This is a genomic window from Trichococcus patagoniensis (assembly GCF_003051085.1).
In the GTDB taxonomy this organism is placed as follows: Bacteria; Bacillota; Bacilli; order Lactobacillales; family Aerococcaceae; genus Trichococcus; species Trichococcus patagoniensis.
Genome location: NZ_QAOM01000010.1, coordinates 73,090 through 95,659, shown reverse-complemented (window position 1 = coordinate 95,659; position 22,570 = coordinate 73,090). Strand labels below are relative to the sequence as shown.

The 22,570-nt window shown below is 51.3% G+C and carries 18 protein-coding genes and 1 pseudogene; 6 read left to right on the top strand and 13 right to left on the bottom strand.

Annotation, left to right across the window (positions count from 1 at the left end):
- Positions 1 to 23: 23 nt before the first annotated feature.
- Entirely contained in the window at positions 24 to 1,307 is a 1,284-nt protein-coding gene (locus C8U37_RS08380; RefSeq protein WP_108032793.1) for an ABC transporter substrate-binding protein, read from the bottom strand.
- Between the two features lie 107 nt (positions 1,308 to 1,414).
- Here C8U37_RS08380 and C8U37_RS08375 point away from each other — a divergent pair, with 107 nt between their 5' ends.
- Together C8U37_RS08375 and C8U37_RS08370 are read left to right on the top strand one after the other, a co-directional pair.
- A complete protein-coding gene (locus C8U37_RS08375; protein ID WP_108032792.1) occupies positions 1,415 to 3,148 on the top strand; it encodes a sensor histidine kinase in 1,734 nt (577 codons plus the stop codon).
- Positions 3,149 to 3,151: 3 nt separating this feature from the next.
- Positions 3,152 to 4,588: a response regulator transcription factor gene (locus C8U37_RS08370; protein WP_108032791.1), complete on the top strand. Its 1,437-nt coding sequence runs from the start codon at positions 3,152 to 3,154 to the stop codon at positions 4,586 to 4,588.
- A 211-nt stretch (positions 4,589 to 4,799) separates the two neighbouring features.
- On the opposite strand, the gene C8U37_RS08365 is transcribed toward C8U37_RS08370, so the two are convergent.
- The 3 genes from C8U37_RS08365 to C8U37_RS08355 all read right to left on the bottom strand — a co-directional run bounded on the left by C8U37_RS08365 (position 4,800) and on the right by C8U37_RS08355 (position 8,923).
- Positions 4,800 to 6,287, bottom strand: coding sequence for a DUF1538 domain-containing protein (locus tag C8U37_RS08365; protein WP_108032790.1), 1,488 nt, complete (start codon positions 6,285 to 6,287; stop codon positions 4,800 to 4,802).
- 517 nt (positions 6,288 to 6,804) lie between these two features.
- Positions 6,805 to 7,995, bottom strand: coding sequence for a family 16 glycosylhydrolase (locus C8U37_RS08360; protein ID WP_170100230.1), 1,191 nt, complete (start codon positions 7,993 to 7,995; stop codon positions 6,805 to 6,807).
- Positions 7,996 to 8,212: 217 nt separating this feature from the next.
- Positions 8,213 to 8,923, bottom strand: a complete 711-nt coding sequence (locus C8U37_RS08355) for a hypothetical protein (protein WP_108032788.1) — start codon at positions 8,921 to 8,923, stop codon at positions 8,213 to 8,215.
- 322 nt (positions 8,924 to 9,245) lie between these two features.
- Between C8U37_RS08355 and C8U37_RS08345 the strand changes: the two genes are divergently transcribed.
- Entirely contained in the window at positions 9,246 to 10,019 is a 774-nt protein-coding gene (locus C8U37_RS08345) for a sulfite exporter TauE/SafE family protein (protein ID WP_108032786.1), read from the top strand.
- Between the two features lie 102 nt (positions 10,020 to 10,121).
- On the top strand, positions 10,122 to 11,078 hold the full coding sequence (locus C8U37_RS08340; protein ID WP_108032785.1) for an AEC family transporter: 957 nt from the start codon (positions 10,122 to 10,124) through the stop codon (positions 11,076 to 11,078).
- Between the two features lie 236 nt (positions 11,079 to 11,314).
- Here C8U37_RS08340 and C8U37_RS08335 read toward each other — a convergent pair whose 3' ends face one another.
- From C8U37_RS08335 to C8U37_RS08305, 7 genes are all read right to left on the bottom strand, one after another.
- Positions 11,315 to 12,463, bottom strand: a complete 1,149-nt coding sequence (locus C8U37_RS08335) for an iron-containing alcohol dehydrogenase family protein (protein WP_108032784.1) — start codon at positions 12,461 to 12,463, stop codon at positions 11,315 to 11,317.
- Positions 12,464 to 12,727: 264 nt separating this feature from the next.
- Entirely contained in the window at positions 12,728 to 13,540 is an 813-nt protein-coding gene (locus tag C8U37_RS08330; RefSeq protein ID WP_108032783.1) for an ABC transporter ATP-binding protein, read from the bottom strand.
- 11 nt (positions 13,541 to 13,551) lie between these two features.
- Positions 13,552 to 14,613, bottom strand: a complete 1,062-nt coding sequence (locus C8U37_RS08325) for a taurine ABC transporter substrate-binding protein (protein ID WP_108032782.1) — start codon at positions 14,611 to 14,613, stop codon at positions 13,552 to 13,554.
- Positions 14,614 to 14,623: 10 nt separating this feature from the next.
- Positions 14,624 to 15,475, bottom strand: coding sequence for an ABC transporter permease (locus C8U37_RS08320; RefSeq protein WP_108032781.1), 852 nt, complete (start codon positions 15,473 to 15,475; stop codon positions 14,624 to 14,626).
- Between the two features lie 71 nt (positions 15,476 to 15,546).
- The gene (locus C8U37_RS08315) at positions 15,547 to 15,864 is read right to left on the bottom strand and encodes a P-II family nitrogen regulator (protein ID WP_108032780.1); all 318 of its coding nucleotides are present in this window, start codon (positions 15,862 to 15,864) and stop codon (positions 15,547 to 15,549) included.
- A gap of 13 nt (positions 15,865 to 15,877) precedes the next feature.
- Complete coding sequence (locus C8U37_RS08310) at positions 15,878 to 16,207, bottom strand: P-II family nitrogen regulator (RefSeq protein WP_108032779.1); 330 nt, start codon at positions 16,205 to 16,207, stop codon at positions 15,878 to 15,880.
- A 60-nt stretch (positions 16,208 to 16,267) separates the two neighbouring features.
- Positions 16,268 to 17,632 carry an aminotransferase class III-fold pyridoxal phosphate-dependent enzyme gene (locus C8U37_RS08305; protein ID WP_108032778.1) on the bottom strand — a complete coding sequence of 455 codons (1,365 nt, stop codon included), beginning with the start codon at positions 17,630 to 17,632 and terminating at the stop codon, positions 16,268 to 16,270.
- A 752-nt stretch (positions 17,633 to 18,384) separates the two neighbouring features.
- Between C8U37_RS08305 and C8U37_RS08300 the strand changes: the two genes are divergently transcribed.
- Together C8U37_RS08300 and C8U37_RS08295 are read left to right on the top strand one after the other, a co-directional pair.
- The gene (locus C8U37_RS08300; protein ID WP_108032777.1) at positions 18,385 to 19,200 is read left to right on the top strand and encodes a Fic family protein; all 816 of its coding nucleotides are present in this window, start codon (positions 18,385 to 18,387) and stop codon (positions 19,198 to 19,200) included.
- Positions 19,193 to 19,588, top strand: a complete 396-nt coding sequence (locus C8U37_RS08295) for a hypothetical protein (protein ID WP_108032776.1) — start codon at positions 19,193 to 19,195, stop codon at positions 19,586 to 19,588. The genes C8U37_RS08300 and C8U37_RS08295 overlap by 8 nt, the downstream gene beginning before the upstream one ends.
- Here C8U37_RS08295 and C8U37_RS14670 read toward each other — a convergent pair.
- Together C8U37_RS14670 and C8U37_RS08280 are read right to left on the bottom strand one after the other, a co-directional pair.
- A pseudogene (locus C8U37_RS14670) lies at positions 19,553 to 21,373 on the bottom strand (ABC transporter permease/substrate binding protein). The gene C8U37_RS08295 and the pseudogene C8U37_RS14670 sit on opposite strands and share 36 nt — an antisense overlap.
- Positions 21,366 to 22,568, bottom strand: coding sequence for a quaternary amine ABC transporter ATP-binding protein (locus tag C8U37_RS08280; RefSeq protein ID WP_425445660.1), 1,203 nt, complete (start codon positions 22,566 to 22,568; stop codon positions 21,366 to 21,368). The pseudogene C8U37_RS14670 and the gene C8U37_RS08280 overlap by 8 nt, the downstream one beginning before the upstream one ends.
- Positions 22,569 to 22,570: the final 2 nt, after the last annotated feature.

The following is a 22,570-nucleotide window of genomic DNA, read 5'->3' as shown; positions in this document are numbered from 1 at the left end:
AGCTTTCTTATATTTAAGTTCGTCTATTTAAGTTCTTCGAATTTCTTTTGCATCGCTTCAGCAACTTCTTCAGGCGTGACTTTCCCTGTTCCGATCATCTCGCTGAATTTGGATTGCATCTCTGTTTCAGTACCGGCTGGCCACGCTTGGTTGCACCAGTAGAAGGATTGGCTTGCTTCAAATGCTGGCACGACATCGGCAAACACTTCATTGCTCAACTCTACGCCTTTATAAGTAGAAAAGGACGTTGCTGTTGAAACCCAAGCGTTGTATAGTTCGGATGATCCATCCGTCATTTCGTTGAAAACGTCCTTAAGCATGTCTTTGTGTTCGCTCTGTGAACTGATTGCGTAACCAGCGCCGGTTGCAGCTGCGATGTAAGTGTCCCCTTCATCATTAGCCGGCATTCCCATGAATCCAAGGTTGAAGGCAGCATCTTCCAGAGCCGGGTAGCTGAAGTCGCCGTCAAAGATCATCGCTGCTTTTTGGTCCATGAACAATTGCTGCGCTTGCGGTTGGCCCAATCCAAGCGAGTTTTCGGTCACATAGCCTTTGTCATACAACTCTTTGTACATTGTTATTGTGTTGACCCACTCTTCGTCCGTGAATTTCGTCTCGCCTGTGTAGAGCTGGTTATCGAAATCAGCATTTGCAGTGTAGACTTGGTTGGCTGCGACCTGATACATCCCGAATTGGATCATATAGGAATCTTTGTCACCCATCACGATCGGGGTGATGCCAGCCGCTTTCAGTTGTTCACAGGCAGCCAGGAATTCTTGCCAATTCGTCGGTATCGCGATGTTGTTCTGCTCAAACACATCCTTGTTGTACCAAGTTCCCAGCACTCCGACACTGCTTGACAAGGCGTAAGGTTTGTCTTCATAAGACATGTCAGCTTTCGCCTGATCAATTAGTTTGTCCCAGTTTTCCAGATCGGAAAGGTCTTCGATGTAACCGGCTTCTGCCATTTCCTCAACGGAACTTGCGCTGGCTTTTTTGGGTTGTACTAAAAACAGATCCGGTGATTGACCGGTGGAAAGTTTGCTTTTCAAAGCTGTGTAATACTGATCATCCGGCAACAGCGTCGTTTCGACTGTGTAGTCGGGGTATTGTTTTTCGACTAATTCTTTGAATGATTCTAAAAATACTCCTTGTGACCCATCCTTTACTCCGGAAGCCATTACCGTGATTGTTTTTTCTCCACTATCCGCCGCAGAATCATCGGTGCTGCCGCCACCGTTCCCACAAGCAGCAAGCACACCCATTGATGCAATAGCCAAAGCCGACAAACGTAAAATCCTTTTCATTTTGATTCCTCCATTTCTTTTATAGTCTTATCATAATTTAGATTGAGTAATTTTTTTTCTTATTTCGTGGTATACTTTTTTTGGATTATGCAACGGGAGGTCTTTACATGCAAATAAACAAGCAACTCCGCCTCGCGATTTTCGTTATCGCAACAGCATCTTTGATGGTCGTGACGCTGCTTTCGTTCGGGATGTACTATCATTTTTCTTCCCAAGATTTGGAAGCGAATACAAAAAATTCTTTGAACCGGAGCGCCTCCATCGTCGAGGAGAAGATCAATGACATCGACATCCTCACCGAAAAGGTGCAATTTTTCTCGAAGAGTTCGTACGATTTGATGACGGACTTGCGGAAATACGCCGATGAGGAGGCCTATACGCCGGAGAATCTGTTCTATTCCTCCGAAGAGATCGAGGGTATTTTCCGTACCGTGATTTATCGGATGGATTACATCAATTTTATGGCCATCATACTGCCAAATGGCGAAATCATTTCTTATTCGAATACGCAAAAGGATTTTTCCTACGGATACGATCCGCTTGCGAGTGAATGGTACCGGGAAACACTCGAAGCGAAAGGAAACCTGAACATTTCTGTGGCTGAGGAGGATCCGGCGATCATCAACGCCGGCGCCGATCCGACACTCTTCTTTTCCAGGACCATCTATGATTTTTACTCAAAGGAACTGCTCGGAACGCTCGTAGTGAACTGCGAACCTAAATTTTTTGATTTCATTTCCCAGAATTTCCCGGATAAAGTCATCGGGTTCGAATTGAAGGAAACAAAAAATAACACGGTACTCTACACAGCCGCTTCCGATAAGCTGATTGCCGACACGAGCCAGTTGGAGACAACGATAAATCTCAATCGCCAACCCATCCTGCTGGCGGTGACGATCGACAACAGCGAGTATGCGGAATTATTCAAAAGCCTGCTGCGAAACCTGTTCATCATTTTGGTTCTACTGGTTATCGCTATTTACTTGACATCCACACGCTTTTCGAACTTGTTCACTACACCGATCGTCAATTTATCCAGTCTGATGCGAAAAAAACAGACGACGAATTATCACTTCCGTGCAAACAAATACGAGAACAGATCGGATGAAATCGGAATCCTCTATCAGGAATACCGCAACATGTTGGAGACACTGGATGCGTTTCTGATCGATAAACTCAATTCGGAACAGTCGCTGCTGAAATCGGAGCTGAACGTTTACAAAAACCAGATCGATTCGCATTTCCTTTACAATACGCTGGAATCGATCAATTCCTTGGCTGAGATAGAAGAGATAGATGAAATATCGGTCATGACTCTTTCCTTATCGAATATGTTCCGCTACGCCTCCAACGGCTTCATCAACGAGGCCACAGTAGCCGAGGAATTGCAGAACGTCGAGGACTTTCTACATATCCAGGAGATCCGTTACCAACATGCAATCGACTACCGCAATAACATCACCAGCGAGCAGATCCTCGCTGCGACGGTGCCCAAAATAATCCTGCAGCCGTTGGTGGAAAATGCCATCTACCATGGAATGAACAAAGGCGGATTCGATGGGGAAATAAGGGTTTCCGCCGCAATTATCGAAGATGATCTGTATCTTTATGTATCCGACAACGGCATCGGAATGAGCGAGCAAAACCTATACAAATTGCGGGCTGAGTTGCTTCAAGCATCGACTTTGGTGCGGGAAAAGACTGCCCATATCGGCTTGATCAACATCGAAGCCCGAATCAAGAATTTCAGTGGGACCGATTACGGCATTACGATTTTCAGTCATATAGAAAAAGGCACTACGGTCGTCATTCATTTACCAATTCAGGAAGCGGTGAACTAGAAAATGTATCAATTTTTAATTGCGGACGATGAAATACTGATTAGAAAAGGGACTTTAAAGAAAATCGAAAAGTTGGACCTGCCAATCCAATGCGCCTTCGAAGCGGGCAACGGCAAGGAAGCCCTCACCTATCTGGAAGCAAACCCTGTCGATTTTGTGATCACGGATATGGACATGCCGGAATATGATGGCGTCCAGTTTCTTGATTATCTGAAAAGGCAGTTCCCAGAAATGCCGATCATTGTCATCAGCGGCTACCAGAATTTCGCTTATCTCCAGAAAGCGATCCAAGCCAATGCCATCAACTATATCCTGAAGCCATTCAGCCGGGAAGATATCCAAAAATCCCTGCTTGATGTCATCGCGATCCTGGACAACAAGCAAGCCCAGAAAAGCAACGAAAACGAAGTGATCATCAGCACCATCATCGGCCATCAGACAGAACTGGGTATGAAGGCCCTGCAGAAGATGATCCCTGTCCCGAACCAGTACTATCTGGTCCTTTCCGTCTGCCGCGATCCGGAAACTTCCTTGGATTTGCTGGATCAATCCGCGATTTTCTCGGAGCCTGTCCCGAAATATGCGCAGACCCGCTTTTCGCTCATCGAAAAATCACAAATATCGGGTCTCATCAATAGCCTGCCTGATGATGTGTTGTTGGGCATAAGCAGCCCGGTGATGGATGCTGCTGCAATCGGTTCCTATTATGACAATTGTATTGATGCGTTGAATTCCCGGAAAAGTCACAGTCAGCCTGCCCTTTTTTACTATGACAGTACGGTCAAGAATGAAAAATATGCCTTCCCGCATATCGCTGAACTGATGTATTACTTGGAGACCGGCAAGGAAAACGTGCTGAAGGAGAAATTGCGCGGTTATTTTGAAACGGCTTATTTCAGCGACAACGCGACCCTTCTTGATTTGAAGAAAATCGGTCTGTCTTTAATCGAAAAATCGAAGCAGTTCCTCGATGATTACTACCGGATGCAATCAAACTATACCTATCCGGAAATTCATCAGGAAGTGCTGGAGCGGCTCTTCACTTTTATGGATATCAGCACTTATTTCCTGGATTTTTTGGGGAATATCGCCAAATCGATGTCCTATGAGCACTTGTATTCTTCCCAGGATATCATCGTCAACGTCAAGGACTACCTGGATATCCACTATGCCGACCCGATCACGTTGGATTTCCTGTCGGATATTTTCTACATCAACAGTTCTTATCTGTCGACCTTGTTCAAAGAAAAGACCGGGAGGAAATACGTCGATTATCTAAATGGTTTGCGGATTGATGCCGCCAAAACGCTGTTGCAAACGACCGACAGGCGCGCTGCGACGATTTCTAGGCTGGTCGGATATGACAATGAGAAGTACTTTTACAGAGTCTTCAAAAAATTCACGGACATGACGCCGGAACAATACCGGAAACAAAAATAACAAGTGATACAAAGCCAGGCAGCCGCCTCATCCATCATTGGAGAGGCGGCTGCCTTGTTTTGTGTATTATTGACTAATGGCTTCGGTTAGCAAATTACTTCTCTTTTCATTGGGCGATTTTAGCCCGCCAAACATGCTTTGACGGGTTATTTTGGGTTGCTCCGGGCGGAGTTTCCCCGCCAAACCGGTTTTGGCGGGTTTTCTCGCTTCTTCAGATATCCGGTCCACTGCTGCGCTCGGCCCGCAGCTTGTACACAAGCCCCAAAAGCTGCACAGCAATAATCGGGGTCATCGCGACGAGGGCGATCATGCCGAAGCTTTCGGACAGGAGGTTGTCGCCGGCCATGGCGCTGGCTGCTCCCTGGACGAAAGAGAGGATGAAGGTGGCGGTCATCGGTCCGGAGGCGACGCCGCCGGAATCGAAGGCGATGCCGACGAACATTTTCGGGACGAAAAAGGCCAGTGTCAGCGCGATGAGGTAGCCCGGCAGGAGAATATGCCAGAGTTGGATGACAGGGAAAATGATGCGCAGCATGGACAAGGCGACTGCCGTTCCGATGCCGAGTGAGAGCACGGTTCTGACCGCTTTCCTTTTGACGGCACCGCCCGTGATTTCCTCGATTTGGTGCGTCAGGACGTGCACGGCTGGTTCCGCCAAGACGGTGACGAAACCGAGCACGAAGCCGATCAGAAGCAAATATTGTTTATTTTCCAAAGAGGCGACGTGGAATCCAATCGTCCTGCCGACGTCCATGAAGCCGCCTTGGGCCCCGAGGAGGAACAGGAACAGGCCGATGTACGTCAGCAGGAGGCCGTAGACGATCCATGAGACGTTGCGGCGCGAGAGGCGGAAGGAGTAGCGCTGCAGGATGGTGAAAATCAGGAAGATGGGCAACAGCGCCAGCAACACTTCCTCGGCTATGATGGGCACCTTATCGAGGAACGGGCCCAAAAGATTTTGTCCGGCCGGGACAGTGGTTGGGACTTGGTTTGCGGTGGCCTGGTCGTTCCTGAACAGATCCATCACCAGAACCGCGATGATCGGACCGACCGAGACGACTCCGATCAAGCCGAAGCCTTCCTCATTGGAAGCGAGGGTGTTCTTTCGCAAAAGCGTGACGCCCAGCGCCAGCGACATGATGAACGGAACCGTCATGGCGCCGGTCGTGGCACCGGATGCATCAAAGGCGATCGCCAGAAAATCGTCGGAGGCGAACAGGGCTAGGCCGAACACGCCGGCGTACAGGAACGCCAGCATTTTGTGCAGGGTAATTTTCTTGACGATCCGGATCAATCCGAGCGCGAGCATGGCGGCGATGCCGAGCGACACGACGAGGATGATTTCCCATTTCGCTACCGCTCCGGCTGCAACCCGTTCGACCTGCCCCGCCAGGATGTGCAGATCGGGTTCCGCAATCGAAATGATGAAACCGAGCGCCAACCCTGCGCCACCTAGGAGAAAGAGATTATCCGTTTTGGAGAAGGTCCGGCCCATCGCCTTACCGATCATGCTGATGCTGAAATCGATGCCGTGCAGGAAAATCGAGAGCCCTACGGTGATGAGAAAGGCGCCGAGGAGAAAGCGTTGGAGCTGCAACCCGGTCAGAGGCGTCAGCGTGGCATGCAGCAATAGGACGATCGCGACGATGGGAAGGACCGCATGCAGCACTTCCCGGATTTTTGACAAGAACAGTTTCATCGGAGCCACCACCTTTCCTGAGCTAAGGCATTGTATTCAGAATTGTCTATTCTATTTTCACTTTCATTATAAGCGAAATCGGCTTCAGGCAAGATGATAAACACTCCGCCCACCATTATTTCCATTGATGATGCGTTTATCCGATCCCTTTTCTGTCTGCTCCAAGATCGGATCCCCCCTTCTCCGGTGAAGACCTGCCTGACCGGAGAACAGGATGCAAGCGGCCGATAATCTCCGATAAAGACCCGCTGGCCGGAGCAGCGGATACTTTTGGGGTGCCATCTCCGGCGAAGGGCCGCTTCGCCGGAGATGGCAAAAAATGCCAAGCTGGGGGACGCTGGCCAGAGCAACGGATGCGATCAACTTAGGGATTCCTCTTATAGCTTGGTCATTTGTCGGAATTGCGTGCGCGAACGCTGCAAAATAAAGAAGCAGCTTGACGCAACGACGTGATCTTGTCGTTGCGCGAACGCTACTTCGTAAGTGCCGATATACAAACATGCTTCATCAAGATTATTCAAGGTTCTTCAACAACAATCTTTATCGTCGCTTTCTTGCTGTCCAAAATGGCATCCGGAAGGCCGATGATGTCGCCTTTTAATGTAAAAGTTCCAGGTCGGTCAAGCTTTTTGAGGGTGGCCGGCGTCAACGCTTCCCACCTGACCCATTGCTGCGTGTCGGTCCCGTCGTTGTAGCGGATCGTGACGTAGGAAGGGAAACCGACGAGCTGTCCGTGTTCGACGGCATATTGGCCGGCTGGCAGCGTGAAGGTCGCTTCATCCTGGGAAGCAATTTTCAGTTTATCGACTTGTCCGAAGTCTTCCGGCACTTTTTTCCAGACTTTCATGTAGTCGATCTGGAACACTTTCGGATAAGGCGCAGCCGGGTCAAACGGGCCAACCCACCAATTCTCGCGGCCTTCATAGGCTGAGAGGATGGAAATCATCGGATAGGCGACCTCGGCCTGGAACTTCCCGATTTCTTCATCGTCGAAGTAAAAGATGAAGCCTGCCGGAGTCCACTCGAACGTATAAATATGAAATTCGTTGCTCAAGTCGGCATCACCGACGTCATAGACGAAATGCTGTTCCGTCGCCATCGGATCGCGATGCGCATAGAGCGAAGCCGTGACGACATTACCGAAATTGAGGGCGTTCTCGAAGACGTCCACTTCGACATCCTGTTCCGGCGTGTCCTGGATGCCGACGAGCCACCAGGCACACATATTGCCGAGGCTGTTCATCATTTTCGCCCGGATTTCGAAGACGCCATACTGCGAAATGAAACCCATGAACGGCTCGATTTCGTTGCGGATCTCCAGGCCCTCTTTGAATTCATGGAGCCCGGTCCGGTTGCCGGTCATCACGCTGGATGTCCGCACCGTTCCGTCGAATTCGGGATTCCAAGGCTGCGTGTCCTCGGTGATGATCAGGCTGAGGATGCCGTCCTCCACTTCGTAGGCGGCGCGGGCTGCTTCCGGATCCGGCGTCCAGGAAGCCAGATACTGGTCGTTCCAGATGGCCGGATCGAGTGGATCCTCGTCGAAATTCTCTTCGAATATCAGCCGGTAATCACCGTTGTAGACCGGGATTGTGTATGTTTCATCGCCGGTCGCCTGTTCTCTGGGCAATCGATTGAGCCAAAAAAAGAGCGCCACCAAGGTCAGCAACACGGTGACGAGCGGTTTCAGGGTTTTGTGCCTATTCATAGGTGGTCCTCTTCTTTCGTGAGTGGCTGGGAATTCGGAGTTTATGAGTGGCTCGGGGATTTTCCTCCGGTGAAGCTCGGTTCGCCGGAGTTGCTGTCGTTTTGGGTAGCTCTTCTCCGGCGAAGCCGTCTTCATCGGAGATGGGCCTTTTTTGGTTGGCTGTCCTCCGGCAAAGGAACGCTTCGCCGGAGGACGGGTTCGTCGGCGGCATTCGTTCTTAAGGCAGCCATTCGTAGTCTTCGGGCAGTTCGATGCGTTCGGGTGCGGCCGTGTCGCTTATTTCGATCACATCCAGCGTAAACTCGTTTTCACCGGAAGCCGAGCGGATCCGTTTCAGGATGTCGCCCTCGAAATAATAGAACATCCGGTCGCCGTTCGCGGCATAATATTCCTCGTAGATGAGGCCATGATCCTCCCAGCTGCCCACATAGGTGCTGCCGATATCCCTGAACGGCGGGGCTGCGATGATGCCGGCGTCTGCTGGTGTTTCGGTAGGATCGGCATTTTCATTCCGATCGATCGTCCGGTTCAGGTGATCGATTTCATAGGCTTGCCCATCCAAAATAAGCGAGGTCGTATCCGTCCCCTCCCCGCTGATGCGGATTGCCTGATCTGCCCCAGCAACGGCGACCGTCAGTGTGCGGTCCTCGAGCGCCTCACCGGTGAATTGCCGGTAATGGTATTGCGCCACGTACTGTCTGCCCGCAAAAATCGCGAAATACGGCTCGGCCAGATGGGTGCTGGCTATGCTTGTTTCGGTTTCCGCAGATGCTTCGCTGCCGCTTCCCGTGGTTGACTCGACCACTTCGCTTTGGCTGCTGGCGGTGCTGCTGCTTGATTCGTCCGATGCTGCCCCGTCCTGTCCGCAGGCGGCTGAAAACACGGCGATTGCCGTCAATGTCCCTATTAAAGCTATTCTTCTTTTCATTTTCCAAAAGCCTCCTTACGCAAAGCAAAAGGTTCGTTCCGTTGTTCTGGCTTTCGTTTCCTTGTACCCATTATACTCCCGGATTGATTGTTGCCACTATGAAAAGCACTCCGCATCCATACTGGACTATATACATTCAGCGAGGTGCAGTCCAGCAGGATAAAAATGCGGCAAACGAGGGTGCCCGTTCCGTGCCATATCATTTGCATCATCCGCTCCATTGGGCGCACAATAGAAGCGAAGGACCAGATCGTCTTGCGGATGTCCGCAGCAACTGTCTTAGCCTATTTTTGCATTCATTAAAGCAAAGGTTGTGGAAAAAATGATGTATGTGATCGTCTGTCTTGTTGCCCTTGGCGCATCATTCCTGACCCTTTTCTCCGGATTCGGGCTGAGCACTCTGCTGATGCCCGCCTTCGCCCTGTTTTTCCCATTGGAAACGGCGATAGCCATGACGGCGGTCGTCCATCTGGCGAACAATGCCTTCAAACTGGCGCTTGTCGGTCGGAAAGCAGACAAGCACGTGCTGCTGAAATTCGCCTTGCCCGGCATCGCCGCGGCTTTCGCAGGTGCTTGGCTGCTGAACTATTTTTCGGAATTGCCGCCGATCGCAGACTATGCCATCGGCCAATGGGGATTTCAGATAACGCCAGTCAAGCTCGTCATCGGACTCCTGATGATCGGCTTTGCCCTGATTGAGTTGCTCCCGCGCTTCGAAAAGATGGCGTTCGCTAAGAAATGGTTGCCGCTGGGCGGCGCCATCAGCGGCTTCTTCGGGGGGCTGTCCGGGCATCAGGGTGCCCTCCGCTCCGCTTTCCTGAGCAAAGCGGGCCTCGAAAAGGAAGCCTTCATCGCGACAGGGGTTGTTACTGCCTTCTTGATCGACCTTACCCGGCTGTCTGTGTATGCGGGACATCTAGGAACCATCGGCACGGATGCCGACTGGGTGTTGGTCGCCGCTGCGATTGTTGCCGCTTTTGCGGGCGCCTTCATCGGCTCGCGGCTTCTGGAAAAAGTTACCTTGCGGGTGGTGCAGATCATCGTCGGCGTCATGCTTGCCTTGGTTGGTATTTTGCTCGCTGTCGGGCTGATCTGAAGCCGTCCGCCGGCATCAACACTTTCTTTTTCCGTTATCGTGGCCACCACATCAGAAAACTGTCAAAAGCGCGCGTTCGGTTGATGAAGGAGGTAATGTTCCATGAATGATATCATAACCATCGCCTTGAGGGCATTTCCCGTCATCGCGCTGATAACGACAGGAGTTGTTCTGGAGAAGTCCGCATTCATCAGCGCCGATGCCGTCACAGGCATGAAGAAGCTGATCATGAACCTGGCGCTGCCTTGTCTTTTGTTTCTGATTTTGTTGGATGCCGATCTGCGACCGGACTACCTCTGGGGCTCCGTGGCGGTCTTCATCACCTGCTTGTTGGCGTTCTCGTTGGGATTTTTGTTCAAAAAAATCTGGAAATCATCCAATGCGTTCTTCCCGGCGGTCTATTCCAGTTTCGTCAACGGCGTCATTGGCTATCCGCTCTTCATCTCCACTTTCGGCGCCGAGCACCTGTACAGATTGGCCATCCTCGATATCGGCAATCTGTTGTTCATCTTCATCGTGCTCGCGACGTTTTTGGATAAAGTCGGCTGCAACCAAACCGGCAGAAAAAGGATCAGTCTGAAGGAACAGGTCAAAAATGTAGTCACATCTCCTTTTCTGATATCCATGTTCTTGGGGATCCTGATTTCTTTGCTGGGCGGACGGACGTTTTTACACACGAACCCGGCGACGGCGGCCTTGGTGACCACCGCGGGCATGCTGGCAGAAATCACCTTGCCGCTTATTCTGCTGGTGATCGGCTATGAGCTTCATTTCGATCTGAAACAACTTTTGGTGCCGCTCCCGGCGGTATTACTCAGAATTGGCATGATGCTCCTTTTCGCCTATCTGCTGAACACTTTCGTTATCGACAGGCTACTTGGCTTGGACCGGTTGTTCCAGATGGCCGTCTACACCATGTTCATCTGTCCGCCCTCCTTCATCATTCCTGTCTTCATCGAAGGCGATTGCTCCGACAAGAGCTTCATCATGAATTTCCTCTCGCTGAACGTCATCTTATCCATCGTGACATTCATCATTCTGATGACGGTGCTGCTTTGACTTGATGAATATAGTGAGGCAACGAGCAGAGCCACGATTAGTTGCGTTTTCCGGGGGTTGCTGAGGCGGTTTTCCCCGCCAAAGTCTGTTTAGCGGGGAAACCGCACCCCCGCAAGGCCAAAATAGCCCGCCAAATCAATTTTGGCGGGGAAACTTGTCATGTGCACAACAGAAATACCCCGCCAAAACCGGTTTTGGCGGGGTATTCCTTGTTTTTTGGAAAGAAAAGCAGCCGGTTAAGGCTGCTCTGCATACATATTTTTTTTGGTCAGTGTCCCGAACAGATCATAAAGGATATCATCCGTGATCTTCACCGGATTGTTCTCGAGGTTCGGGTGATGGGAGAGCTGCACCAGCTCATCGACCTGGGCTTCGGAAAGGTCCAGATCCACCAAATCGATGCGCAAGCCGATCTGTTTTTTCAGCTCGCCGATTGCATCCGCCATCGCGGGCGCGTCGGTGAAGCCGAGCGCTTTGGCGAAGGCGGCCACGCGGCCATCCGTCTCCAGGTCAGCGTTCACTTGGGCGAAGTAATCGATCGTCAATCCGCAAGCCTCACCGTGCGGGATGCCATACAGGTTCGTCAGCGGATAGGAGACGGCGTGCGAGGAGGTCGTCTTCGGCAGCGCGAACGCCAAACCGGCGATGACGGATGCTTCGGCCATCTTTTCGCGCGCCGTAGCGTCTGTCGGGTTGGCATAGGCGATCGGCAGATGCTCGAACACCAATTTGGCTGCATGGATCGCCAACGCATCGCAGATCGGCTGGTGGTTCACGCTCCAGTAGCCCTCGATTGCTTGGCAAAGGACATCGATCCCGGAGCAGGCGGTCACGGTCGACGGACAAGTGTAGGTCAATTCCGGATCGACGACGGCATAGGCCGGGAAGAAATTCGGCGAAAAGATCGGCGCTTTTTTTCCGGTTGCGTGGTCGGAAAGGACGGAGACGCTCGTGACTTCGCTGCCGGTTCCGGAAGTCGTCGGCACTGCGATCAAAGGCAGAAATGTTTCCGGCAAGGCTTCGCCGGTTCCGTGGTATAGCCTGATCGACTCGTCTGTTGTGGCGATCGTGGCGGCTGCTTTGGCCAAGTCCATCACGCTGCCGCCGCCCAATGCGACGACAAAGGTGGAGCCTTTTTCGCGCATAAGCTCCGCGCAAGCATCGACTTCGGCCACCTCAGGATTTGGCGAAACGTCGCTGTAGACAGCGGTCAGCAGTCCGTCTGCTTCGGCGATGACTTTGTCGGCCAAGCCGGATTTGCGGAAGGAACGCGAACAGATCAGGATGCCGTCCGTTGCGCCGAGGTCTGTGATGACCTCCTTCAAAGCGGAAATTTTACCGTTTCCGAAACTGATTTTCACTGGTTGTTGATAATTCCAATCCATTCCATGCACCCTTTCTGCGGTAAATTTTTCTCTAGTTAAACAGTGACGGGGCTGCCTCATTAGAGACGGCCCCATATTTTTGAAGCTTATCTTTCGTCGGGTTGCCCGCCTAGGATCGCAAACAGGGATTCATGCTTGTTATTTATGTTTTTTCCCGCGGGCGGGCCCGCTGTGATGGATTCATTCTCTTTATTCATCTTTTCCGGTCGGGTCTGTTCGGCCGGTCACCGGCCGAAACCCACAAGCCTGATTATACCATCCAACCTACACAGCTAGCTCGTCTTTCTGGTTGATGACGTTCAGGATCGACTCTCGCATCGTCATGTATTGCTTGGAGTAGCGGGCGCTTTCGCTGTTGGCGCCGTCCATGTCGTAGGTGAAGTCGGTGTCGAGTACTTTGACGATGCGGCCGGGACGGCTCGACATGACGATGACTTTCGTCGCCAGCGAGAGCGCTTCGTCGACGTCATGGGTGATGAAGAAGACGGTGCTCTGGTTCTTCATCCAGATGCGGCGGATCAGCGCCTGCATCTTGTCGCGGGTCAGCGCGTCGAGCGCGCCGAACGGTTCATCCATCAAAATCATGCTTGGTTCGTTGACCAGCACCTTCGCCAAGGAAGCGCGCTGCTTCATCCCGCCGGATAGCTCGTAGGGTTTGCGGTCGGCGAAGTCTTTGAGTCCGACGATTTCCAGGTATTCTTCGGTGATTGCTTTGCGTTCTTTTTCCGGTATATTGCGCATGCGCAGGCCGAAATCGACATTGTCCCTGATCGTCAGCCACGGATAGAGCGGCGGGGTCTGGAAGACGACCCCACGGTGCCAATCCGGTCCTTCGATCGGCTTGCCGTCCATCAAGGCTTGCCCTTCGGTCGGCTGCATAAAGCCGGAAATGATGTTCAGGAGCGTGCTTTTTCCGCAACCGGATGGTCCCATTACGCAGATGAACTCGCCTTCTTGGATGTCGAGATTGACTTGGGCCAAGGCCGTCACGGTCCCGATTTCGCTGTTGAAGACCAGTTCCACGTCCTCCAATTTTACCACTGTCTTTCCGTTGCTTCCTTCATAAGTCCTCTGCATGTTGGTTCCCCCTATTCTTTTGAATCCAAGTAAGCTTCGATGAATGATGTGTTGATGCCGTCAGCGAAAATGTCTTCGCTCGGCAATTCGGTGATGTTGCCTTGATCCAGGTAGAATTGGCCCATATCAAGCATGGTAGTGGCCATCGATCCGACTGCATCGGTCGTTCCCAGGTTGGCTGCATCCAACTGTTCCGCTGCTGAGATCCAATTTTGGCCTTCCATTTGCAGCTTGGCGGATTCTTCGGTGATGTTCAATTGCTCCGCGATGATTGCGATGGCTTGATCAGGATCTTCTCTGTAAAGCGTTACAGCTTTATCGACGCTGGCGATGTATTTCGCCACGAGATCCGGATATTTTTCACCGAATTCGCTGCGGACGATTTCAACGTTGGCGGTCATGAAGCCCATTTCGGCCACATCCCCACTGTGCAGGACAATATTTCCGTCCTCCAGCAGCAAGCTTAAGGTAGGTTCCCAAATATAGGCTGCGTCGATGTCACCACGCTGCCATGCCGCAAAGATGTCGGACGGCTGCAGATCAATCAAGGTGAAATCGGACTCTTCAAAGCCGCTGGCCGTGATGGCGCGCAATAGGCTGTAGTGGGCGGTGCTGGCGAACGGTACGCCAATGTTCTTGCCTTTCAGGTCTTCCAGGGAAGTAGCGTTCAATTCGCTCTTCGCCGCCAAGGCTTCCACGGAACCCAACGTTTCATGGATCCAGATCATTTCGATCGGGATGCCCGACGCGATCCCCAATACGGCAGAGCCCGAACCGGTCAAGCCGAAGTCGACGGCACCGGAAACCATGGCCTGATTGATCGCTTTTCCGCTTTCGAATTGGACGATTTCGATCGGCACACCCATTTCATCCTCGAAATAGCCTTCCGCTTTCGCGATGCCTTCGTCGTTCGGCATTTCCAAAGTCGCGATGACGACTTTTTCAGGCAGGTCGTCGCCGGTTGCCGATGCGGTGGAAGAATCGGTTGCGCTGCCTGCGTTTCCGCAAGCTGCGAACAATAATGCAGAGCAAGATAAGAATAGTAGTTTAGAGAACATCTGGTTTTTTTTCATAAAAAGCCTCCTAGTATTTTCCTGCCCATGGGACAAATTTATTTTGTATGATGACGATGATTCTATCCAAGAGGATGCCGGTGATGCCCATGATGATGATGCCGACGAAGACAATGTCGCTCCGCATATAATTGCTGGCATCGAGGACCAGCCAACCGATCCCGGTCATGGCCGCAACCATTTCAGCCGATACGAGCGTCGTATAGGCGACGCTGAGTGCGGTGCGCAGACTTGTCATGATATCCGGCAAGCAAGAAGGCAGGATGACATGGAAGAATACCTGGCGTTTATTTGCGCCGACCGTTTTCGCGCTGTTGATGAAATCTTTGTTGACCTTCGAAACGGCCGAGACACAACTGACGTAGATCGGTGCAAAGGCAGCCAGGAACAACAGGGCCACTTTTGATGCATCCGCGATTCCGAGCGCCATGACAAGCAGCGTGTAGTAAGCCAATGGCGGCAACGGGCGGTAAAAGTTGATGATCGGGTCCAATGCCGCTTTGATCTTGGAGTTGAAGCCGCTGAGCAGTCCCAGTGGGATGGCGACGACTACCGCCAATCCGAAGGCACTGAGCAGGCGCCATAAGCTGGTGCCGATGTGCTGCAGCAAGGAGTACCCTTTATAACCGTTGAAGAGAATCTGCGTGAAGGCCGCCCAAACCGCTAAAGGGCTGGGCAAGAGGATCGGATTGACCAATCCAAGGGCCGTAACCACATACCAGAGCACCAGGATCGTTGCGACGGTGCCGACGGTGATCATTTTTTCTGGCTGGATCCTCTTTCGTCTTTTTTTTGGCGCGGTCCCGGCAATGCGTTGCTCGGAAACCAGTGCAGCGCTTGTGAGCGTGTCTGCTTTCTTCATAAAATCGTCCTCCTTGACTGGATTCTTCATTAGATTCTTCATTGGAATCTTCATTGTAATCTTCCTTTCGATCAGGCGCGGCGTACGCGGTATTCCCGGGTGATCGTCTGCACGAAAATCTTGCCGTCCCCCGCCTGGCCGGTGCTGTTGACCGCCAGCAGGATATCGATCACGTTGGCCACATGCTCATCCTCCGTCACGATCGTAAACATCCGTTTCGGCATCAGCATGCTGTGTCCGGCTGGCTCGCGCTTGTCTCTCCCTATCAGCGGATTTTTGCCGCGTCCGAAGACTTTTCGGCAGGTGAATCCAGGAAAGCCGCCCGCTGCCAGTTTTTGTTTCGTTTCCGTCACCTTGTTCAGACGAATGATCGCTGTCACTTCCTTCATACAATTCCCACCTTTACAGTCCTTCTGTGCCGTTACTGATCGTGTAGGCATTTTCGATTGCGTGCACGAATATCCTACCGTCGCCGTAATTCCCCAGGTCGCTTGTGCGCGCTTGGGTGGTGATCACGTCGACGATTTCTTTTTCATGGGCTGCTTCGGCCACCAGGAAAAGCAATTCCTTCGGCAACTCGTCGTAGAAGACGTCGCCGATATGGATGCCGGCCTGTTTCCCGCGTCCGTACACATCCATCCGCGTCACGGCGGTGTGCCCTTTTTCGGCGAGTTTCGCCAAAATCTGTTCGGTTTTTTCCGGCCTCACGATGGCCTCAATTTTCACTAGCATGGGGCATCCATCCTTTTTCTTCTATTTAATAATTCATTTTGGCGCTGTGTCTGGGCCGTTTTACAAATAAGTCGCATCGACAAGCGTCAGCACTTCATCCAGGATCGGCAGCACTTCAGCCAACTCTGCTTCGGTGATCGTAAGCGGTGGGCAGACACTGATCGTCGTTTCGCGGCCGAAAGTCGAGAAGCCTCGGTCCTTCAGTTCCTTGTAGATGGCCGGCATGATCCGGTTCGGCGTGTTGAACGGCACAAGCGGCTCGCGCGTTTCCTTGTCGAGCACCAGTTCCACTCCGCAGAAGAGGCCGTAAGTGCGGACATCGCCGACGCAAGGGTGTTTGGCTTTCATCTCTTCCAAGTAGTCCTTCAATAGGACGCCGATCTTCTCGACGTTGGCGGCGATGTTTTCGTCCTCATAGACTTCCAAAGTCGCCAAGCCGGCTGCGCAAGCCAATGTGTGGCCGCTGTAGGTCAAGCCGCATTGGAGTTGGTTTTCGGTGAAATACTCGCTGATCCACTCGGAAACGATCACGCCTCCCAGCGGCACATAGCCTGATGTCACCCCTTTGGCGAAGGTGATCATGTCCGGTGTGAATCCGTATTGTTGGAAAGCGAAAGCCGTACCGGTCCGGTAGAAGCCGGCCATGACTTCATCGCAGATCATCACGATGCCGTAGCTGTTGCAGAGGTTGCGCACCCCTTCCAGATACCCTTTCGGATAAGCAATGATGCCGTTCGCGCCGATGACCGTTTCCAAGAGGATGGCCGCCACATTGTACGGGCCTTCGTATTGGATCTGTTCACCCAGTTGCTTCAGGTAAAAGGCTGTCAATGCCTCTTCAGTTTCAAATGGAAGATTGTCGCGGTAAGGAGATGGATTGGAGAATTTCACGAAGCCGCTTGCGCCGCCGATTTCAGCTGCGAAACGTCGGGAATCTCCGGAAGCGTTGGATGCTGCCAGCGTTGCGCCGTGGTAGCTGTGGTAGCCGCTGAATACTTTTGTGCGGCCCGTCGCGATCCGTGCCATCTTGATCGCATTCTCGTTCGCATCCGCCCCGGCATTCGTGAAGAACACACGCGCCATATCGCCACCGGCCAGCTCGACCAGCTTCTTCGCCAACAACGATTTCACGTCAGTTGCATAGGAAGGTGCCATGAAACACATCTTCTCAGCCTGCTCCTGGATCGCCTTCACGACTTTCGGATGCTGATGGCCGATGTTCGCGTTCACCAACAAGGAGGACATATCCACATAACGGTTGCCGTCATAGTCCCAGAAATAAATGCCTTCCGCCTTTTCGACTGCCATGGCAGCTTGGCCCTGCTTCGACCAGGCCCGCATCACATACTGTTGATCCATCGCTATTACTTCTCCTCCGGTTAAAGTTGTTGCTGTCGTTGTCGTCCATGTTGCGTTCACTGTCATGCTGTTCCCTCCCGAATGAAAATCGTTTTAATCAATTTCTAATATGTCCCCATGATAGTGTGATTTTTACTTTCGGTAAACTGAAAGCTCTAATTTGATGATAGACTTTATGACATTCGTGAGGTTTTCGGGAAATTATTCCGCTTCCATTTGGCTGTATTTTCGGTTCGGTGTGAGGTTCACAGTCTTTTTCTGGAATAAAAATGACTTTCTGCTCACGGTTTAGAAAAGCGTTATCACTATCGGCTTGTCAGTCCGATTGCTGACAGACTATCGATTTATTTATGCATCCAACAAGACGAATGTGCGGATTCCACGGCATCCGCGTGAGGTTTCGTGACACACCCGAATGGGGAATGCTCATTTCGGGGCGAATGAGGAAAAGCATGTGAGGATTTCTGCCGTTGAAGAGTGCGGGGGTTGGGAGATGTCGGGTGTTCAGGATACTTTCCTGGGCATACACCCAACACATCGGGCTGTCGGGATTTTAGTTGTCTCCGCTGCCCGAAATCCCGAGAGCCCGATCTGCGTTCTATTCTTTTTGGGATTTTAGGTAATCGTTTTGTTGACTTTGACCCATTGCATCAGCCATCTACTATTGCAGAAAACTTATAGTTAGTTGAAACACTAAAAACCAGTTAATCTTTTTTGCGGATATTAAGATTGAGCGTCTAATTAAGCGCATCTTCCCTGAAAAAATTGTATAATTTGATAAGCACGATATTTCCCCTTTTTGAAAGGAGGACCGACCTATGGACTATCCAGAAGGCAAATTACCGCCCACCTATGATGTCGCCGAGAACGAGTTGCCTTACCAAATAAGATTGGCGTTATGGCAGACGGCATTCGGCCTGCAAAAAGTGGATGGCCTCAGCCCATCCGAGTACATGGTCGAGCTGGCCTATGAAAATATAGAAGGAAAAAAAGGGTACGACGCCATTTATCGCGAAATTTCGGATTATCACCGGGAAGCACACGTAGATGCAAACACGGTCGAGGCGGATATTGTTTCGCTCCGGATTGCGGAATTGTTGGCCGAAGATCATTTCCGGCTCTCCCCTTCCACGCTGTTGGGCATCCACAGGCACTTGTTCACGGATGTTTTCCCGGAAGAAATTCCTGTAGGCAAGTTCCGTACGGTGAACATCACCAAAAAAGAGCCAGTGCTCGATGGGGACACAGCTCAATACAGTTCGCATTTCATGATTCAGGATACTTTAGCGTACGATTTTGAAAAAGAACAGAATTTCTCTTATAGTGGTCTGACCAACGAGCAAAAAGTGCTGCATGCGATGGCATTTTTAGCGGATATTTGGCAAGTCCATCCATTTAGGGAAGGAAATACCCGCACGGTCGCTGTTTTCGGCATCCAGTACTTAAGGAAATTGGGTTTCCATATCGATAATTCGCTCTTCAGTGAGCATGCCGCCTATTTTAGGAATGCCCTCGTGCTTTACCATTATCAAGGTGAGAAACAAAATAAACGATTCTTGATTCATTTTTTCGAAAATCTGCTGTTGGGCAAAAAGCATGTACTTTCTGACGAAGAAATGCACGCGAATGAATAAGATCAAAGACGAAATGTTTAAAAGAACAAAAAAAAGCGAAGATGGCCAGCTCGTGGATGCTGACCGTCTTCGCTTTTGTTTTGGGCTGTGGCTTGCGGGCGGCGGGCTGTGGCCCGCCAGGATGGATTTTTCGCTGTTATTCATCTTTTTGAGCGCTGATGGGATCGAAAAGATGGATTCTTTTTTGTTATTCATCTTTATTGCCGCCTTCGGTCCAGAAAAGATGGATAAGCCGCAGTTATCCATCTTTTCTGATCCACTGGTTTCTGAGCGGCTTCGATTCTGCAAAATAAAGAGGCCCAACCCAGACTGGACAACATACGTCCAGTCTGGGTTGGGCCCCATACATTCATTATTTGGCTACGCCGGCAGTCCATTCTGCGACTAGGTCCGGATTGGCTTCAACGAAGGCTGCTGCAGCATCTTCGGCTGATTCGCCTTCATAGATTGCGAGCATCAATGCTTCGACATCTTCGATTGTCCAGTGGAATTGATCCAATACTTGGTAAGCCTCAGGCATGTCTGTTTCGAGTCCCTCACGTGCCATGGTGTGGATTGTCTCTTCGCCGCCGAAAGTTCCGTTGGGATCATCCAGGTATTTCAGGTCATAAGCCGAGAACATCCAATGCGGGTTCCAGGCTGTGATGATGATGTCTTCTTCATTTTCGATTGCCTGTTTGAGTGTGACGGTCATTGCGCCGGATGAGGACGTTTCGATTGCCCAATCATTCAGATTCGAGTAATCCGTGATGGCACGCTCAGCGGCTGCTACGATACCTGCACCTGGCTCGATTCCGGTGATGGATTTGCCGGCTTGATCGGTCAAATCTGCGATGGAGTCGACATCCATATACGCAGGAACGGCCAAACCGATTTTCGCGCCTTCAAGGTTTCCACCCAGGTCGACCATCTTATCGCCGTATTCTTCCAGTTGCGCGCCGTGCGTTCCTGGCAGCCAAGCGCTCAGCATGGCATCCGCTTCGCCTGTGGAGACGGCTTCCCACATGATGGCGTTGTCCAATGGGGTCAAGGTCACATCGTAACCGAGGTCTTCCAATACTTGGGCAACCACATGGTTTGTGGCCACTGCGTCATCCCATTCCACGTAAGCCAGTTCGATTTCCTGGCCTTTGCCGACTGTATCTTCCATGGATGCTGAATCTTCTGTCGCACCGCAGCCAGCGGCGATCAGTGTGACACCTAAGCCTAATCCGGCAGTAAGTCCAAGGCGTTTCCAGTTACGTTTTGTTGTTTTTGTCATATTATGTTTCTCTCCTTTTTGTTTGGCAATTAGGAATAGGTGCGTCTTTATGTAGCTTTATGATGCGCTCTTTTTGCTGAATTTTTGCGTCAGACGGTCGATGATGATGGCAAGCACAACCAAGGCCAATCCGGATACGAAACCGGAACCGATTTTGGCGCGCTGCAAGGCGGAAAGGACATTACGGCCCAATCCAGGGGCCCCGATCATCGAAGCGATGACGACCATCGATAAGGATAGCATTACGGTTTGGTTGATGCCGGCCATAATCGTGGATTTCGCCAACGGTAATTCGACTTTGAACAACCTTTGCGCGCCGGTGCTGCCGAATGATTCGGCTGCTTCAACCAGTTCGGTGGAAACTTGTCTGATCCCAAGATTCGTGAAGCGGACGGTCGGTGGGATTGCGAAAATAAGTGACGCAAGCACCCCGGGAACCATGCCGATTCCGAAGAAAGCTACGGCCGGAATCAGATAAACAAAGGCCGGCATCGTCTGCATGAAATCCAAGACCGGATTGATGATGCTGTTCGCAAGTTTGCTTTTCGCCATCAGGATACCGAAAGGCACGCCGATCAGGACGGACAGCAAACTCGAAAACAGGACCAGCGTCAAGGTGAACATCAAGTCTTCCCAGAGCCCTTGGTTATGGATGAACCAAAGTCCGACGACGGAAAAGATGGCCAGGCCGAATTTTTTCCCTGAGGCAAAGAATGCCAACAGAGCGACTAATACAATCAAGATGACTGCCGGTATGGCCGTCAGCGTTGAAGTCATCAGATCGATCAAAGTCTGCGAAGACTCTTTGATCGGATCGAACAGGAAGCTGAACGTGTCAGCGGTCTTGTCCGTAACGTATTCAGTGAACTCGGCAACCGGCAATTCAGGAATGAAATTTAATAGATTATCCATTTACGGACACCTCGCTTTCTCCTGCCAAAGCGGCTATGACAGCGCCTCTGACAAGGACACCCACCAATCTGTCGTTTTCGATGACTGCGACCGGCGAGCTTGAATCATGGATGATCGGGAAAATATCGCTCAAAGTGGTATCTTTGGAGACGGTCGGGATATCTTCTCTGAGGATGCCATCCACTCTAGTAGTGTTGGCTTTCAACGCTTTCGTAGCGTCCTCGGCAGTGATGTACCCTTTCAGTCTGCGGTGATTGTCCACCACAAGGATTGTTGAAATCCCTTCTTGGCGCAATAATTCCAAAGCGAAGAGCGGGCCATGTTTTTCGATATTCATGACGATTGGACGCTTCATGATGTGTTCGGCCGTCAGTACTTTCGAACGGTCGACGTCCTCCACGAATTTTTCGACATAGCGCGTTGCCGGATTGGTAAGGATTTCCTCCGGCGTACCGATTTGGACCAATTCCCCGTCCTTCAGCAACGCGATCCGGTCCCCGATGCGCAATGCTTCGTTCAGATCATGGGTGATGAAGATGATGGTCTTTTTGACGTTTGCCTGCAGATCCAACAGTTCATCTTGCATCTCACGACGGATCAACGGATCCAAAGCCGAGAAGGCCTCATCCATCAACAGGATTTCCGGGTCATTCGCCAAAGCACGGGCCAAACCGACCCGTTGCTGCATCCCACCTGATAATTGGTTAGGATACTGTTGGCTGTAATCGCCAAGGCCGGAATTTTCCAAAGCCTGTTGCGCTCGTTCCTTGCGCTCGGCTTTTGCGACACCTTGCACTTCCAGTCCGTACTCGGTGTTCTCCAAAATCGTGCGGTGCGGGAATAAGCCGAAGTTCTGGAAAACCATACTCATTTTTTCCCGGCGGACTTGGCGCAGTTGCTTCTTGTCCATGACAGACAGATTCTCTCCGTCGATCAGGATGTTCCCCTTCGTCGGTTCGATCAAACGATTGAACATCCGCACAAGTGTCGACTTCCCACTTCCGGAAAGCCCCATGATGACGAAGATTTCCCCTTCTTCTATGGAAAGACTCACGTTGTTGACCCCTACTGTCGCCCCAGTGGCACGCAGGATATCTTGCTTGCTCTTCTTTTGTTCAAGCAGTTCCAAAGCCTTATCTGCTTTTTTTCCAAAAATTTTCGTTACGTTCTCTATTTTTATTTTCGGCAAGTGCATTG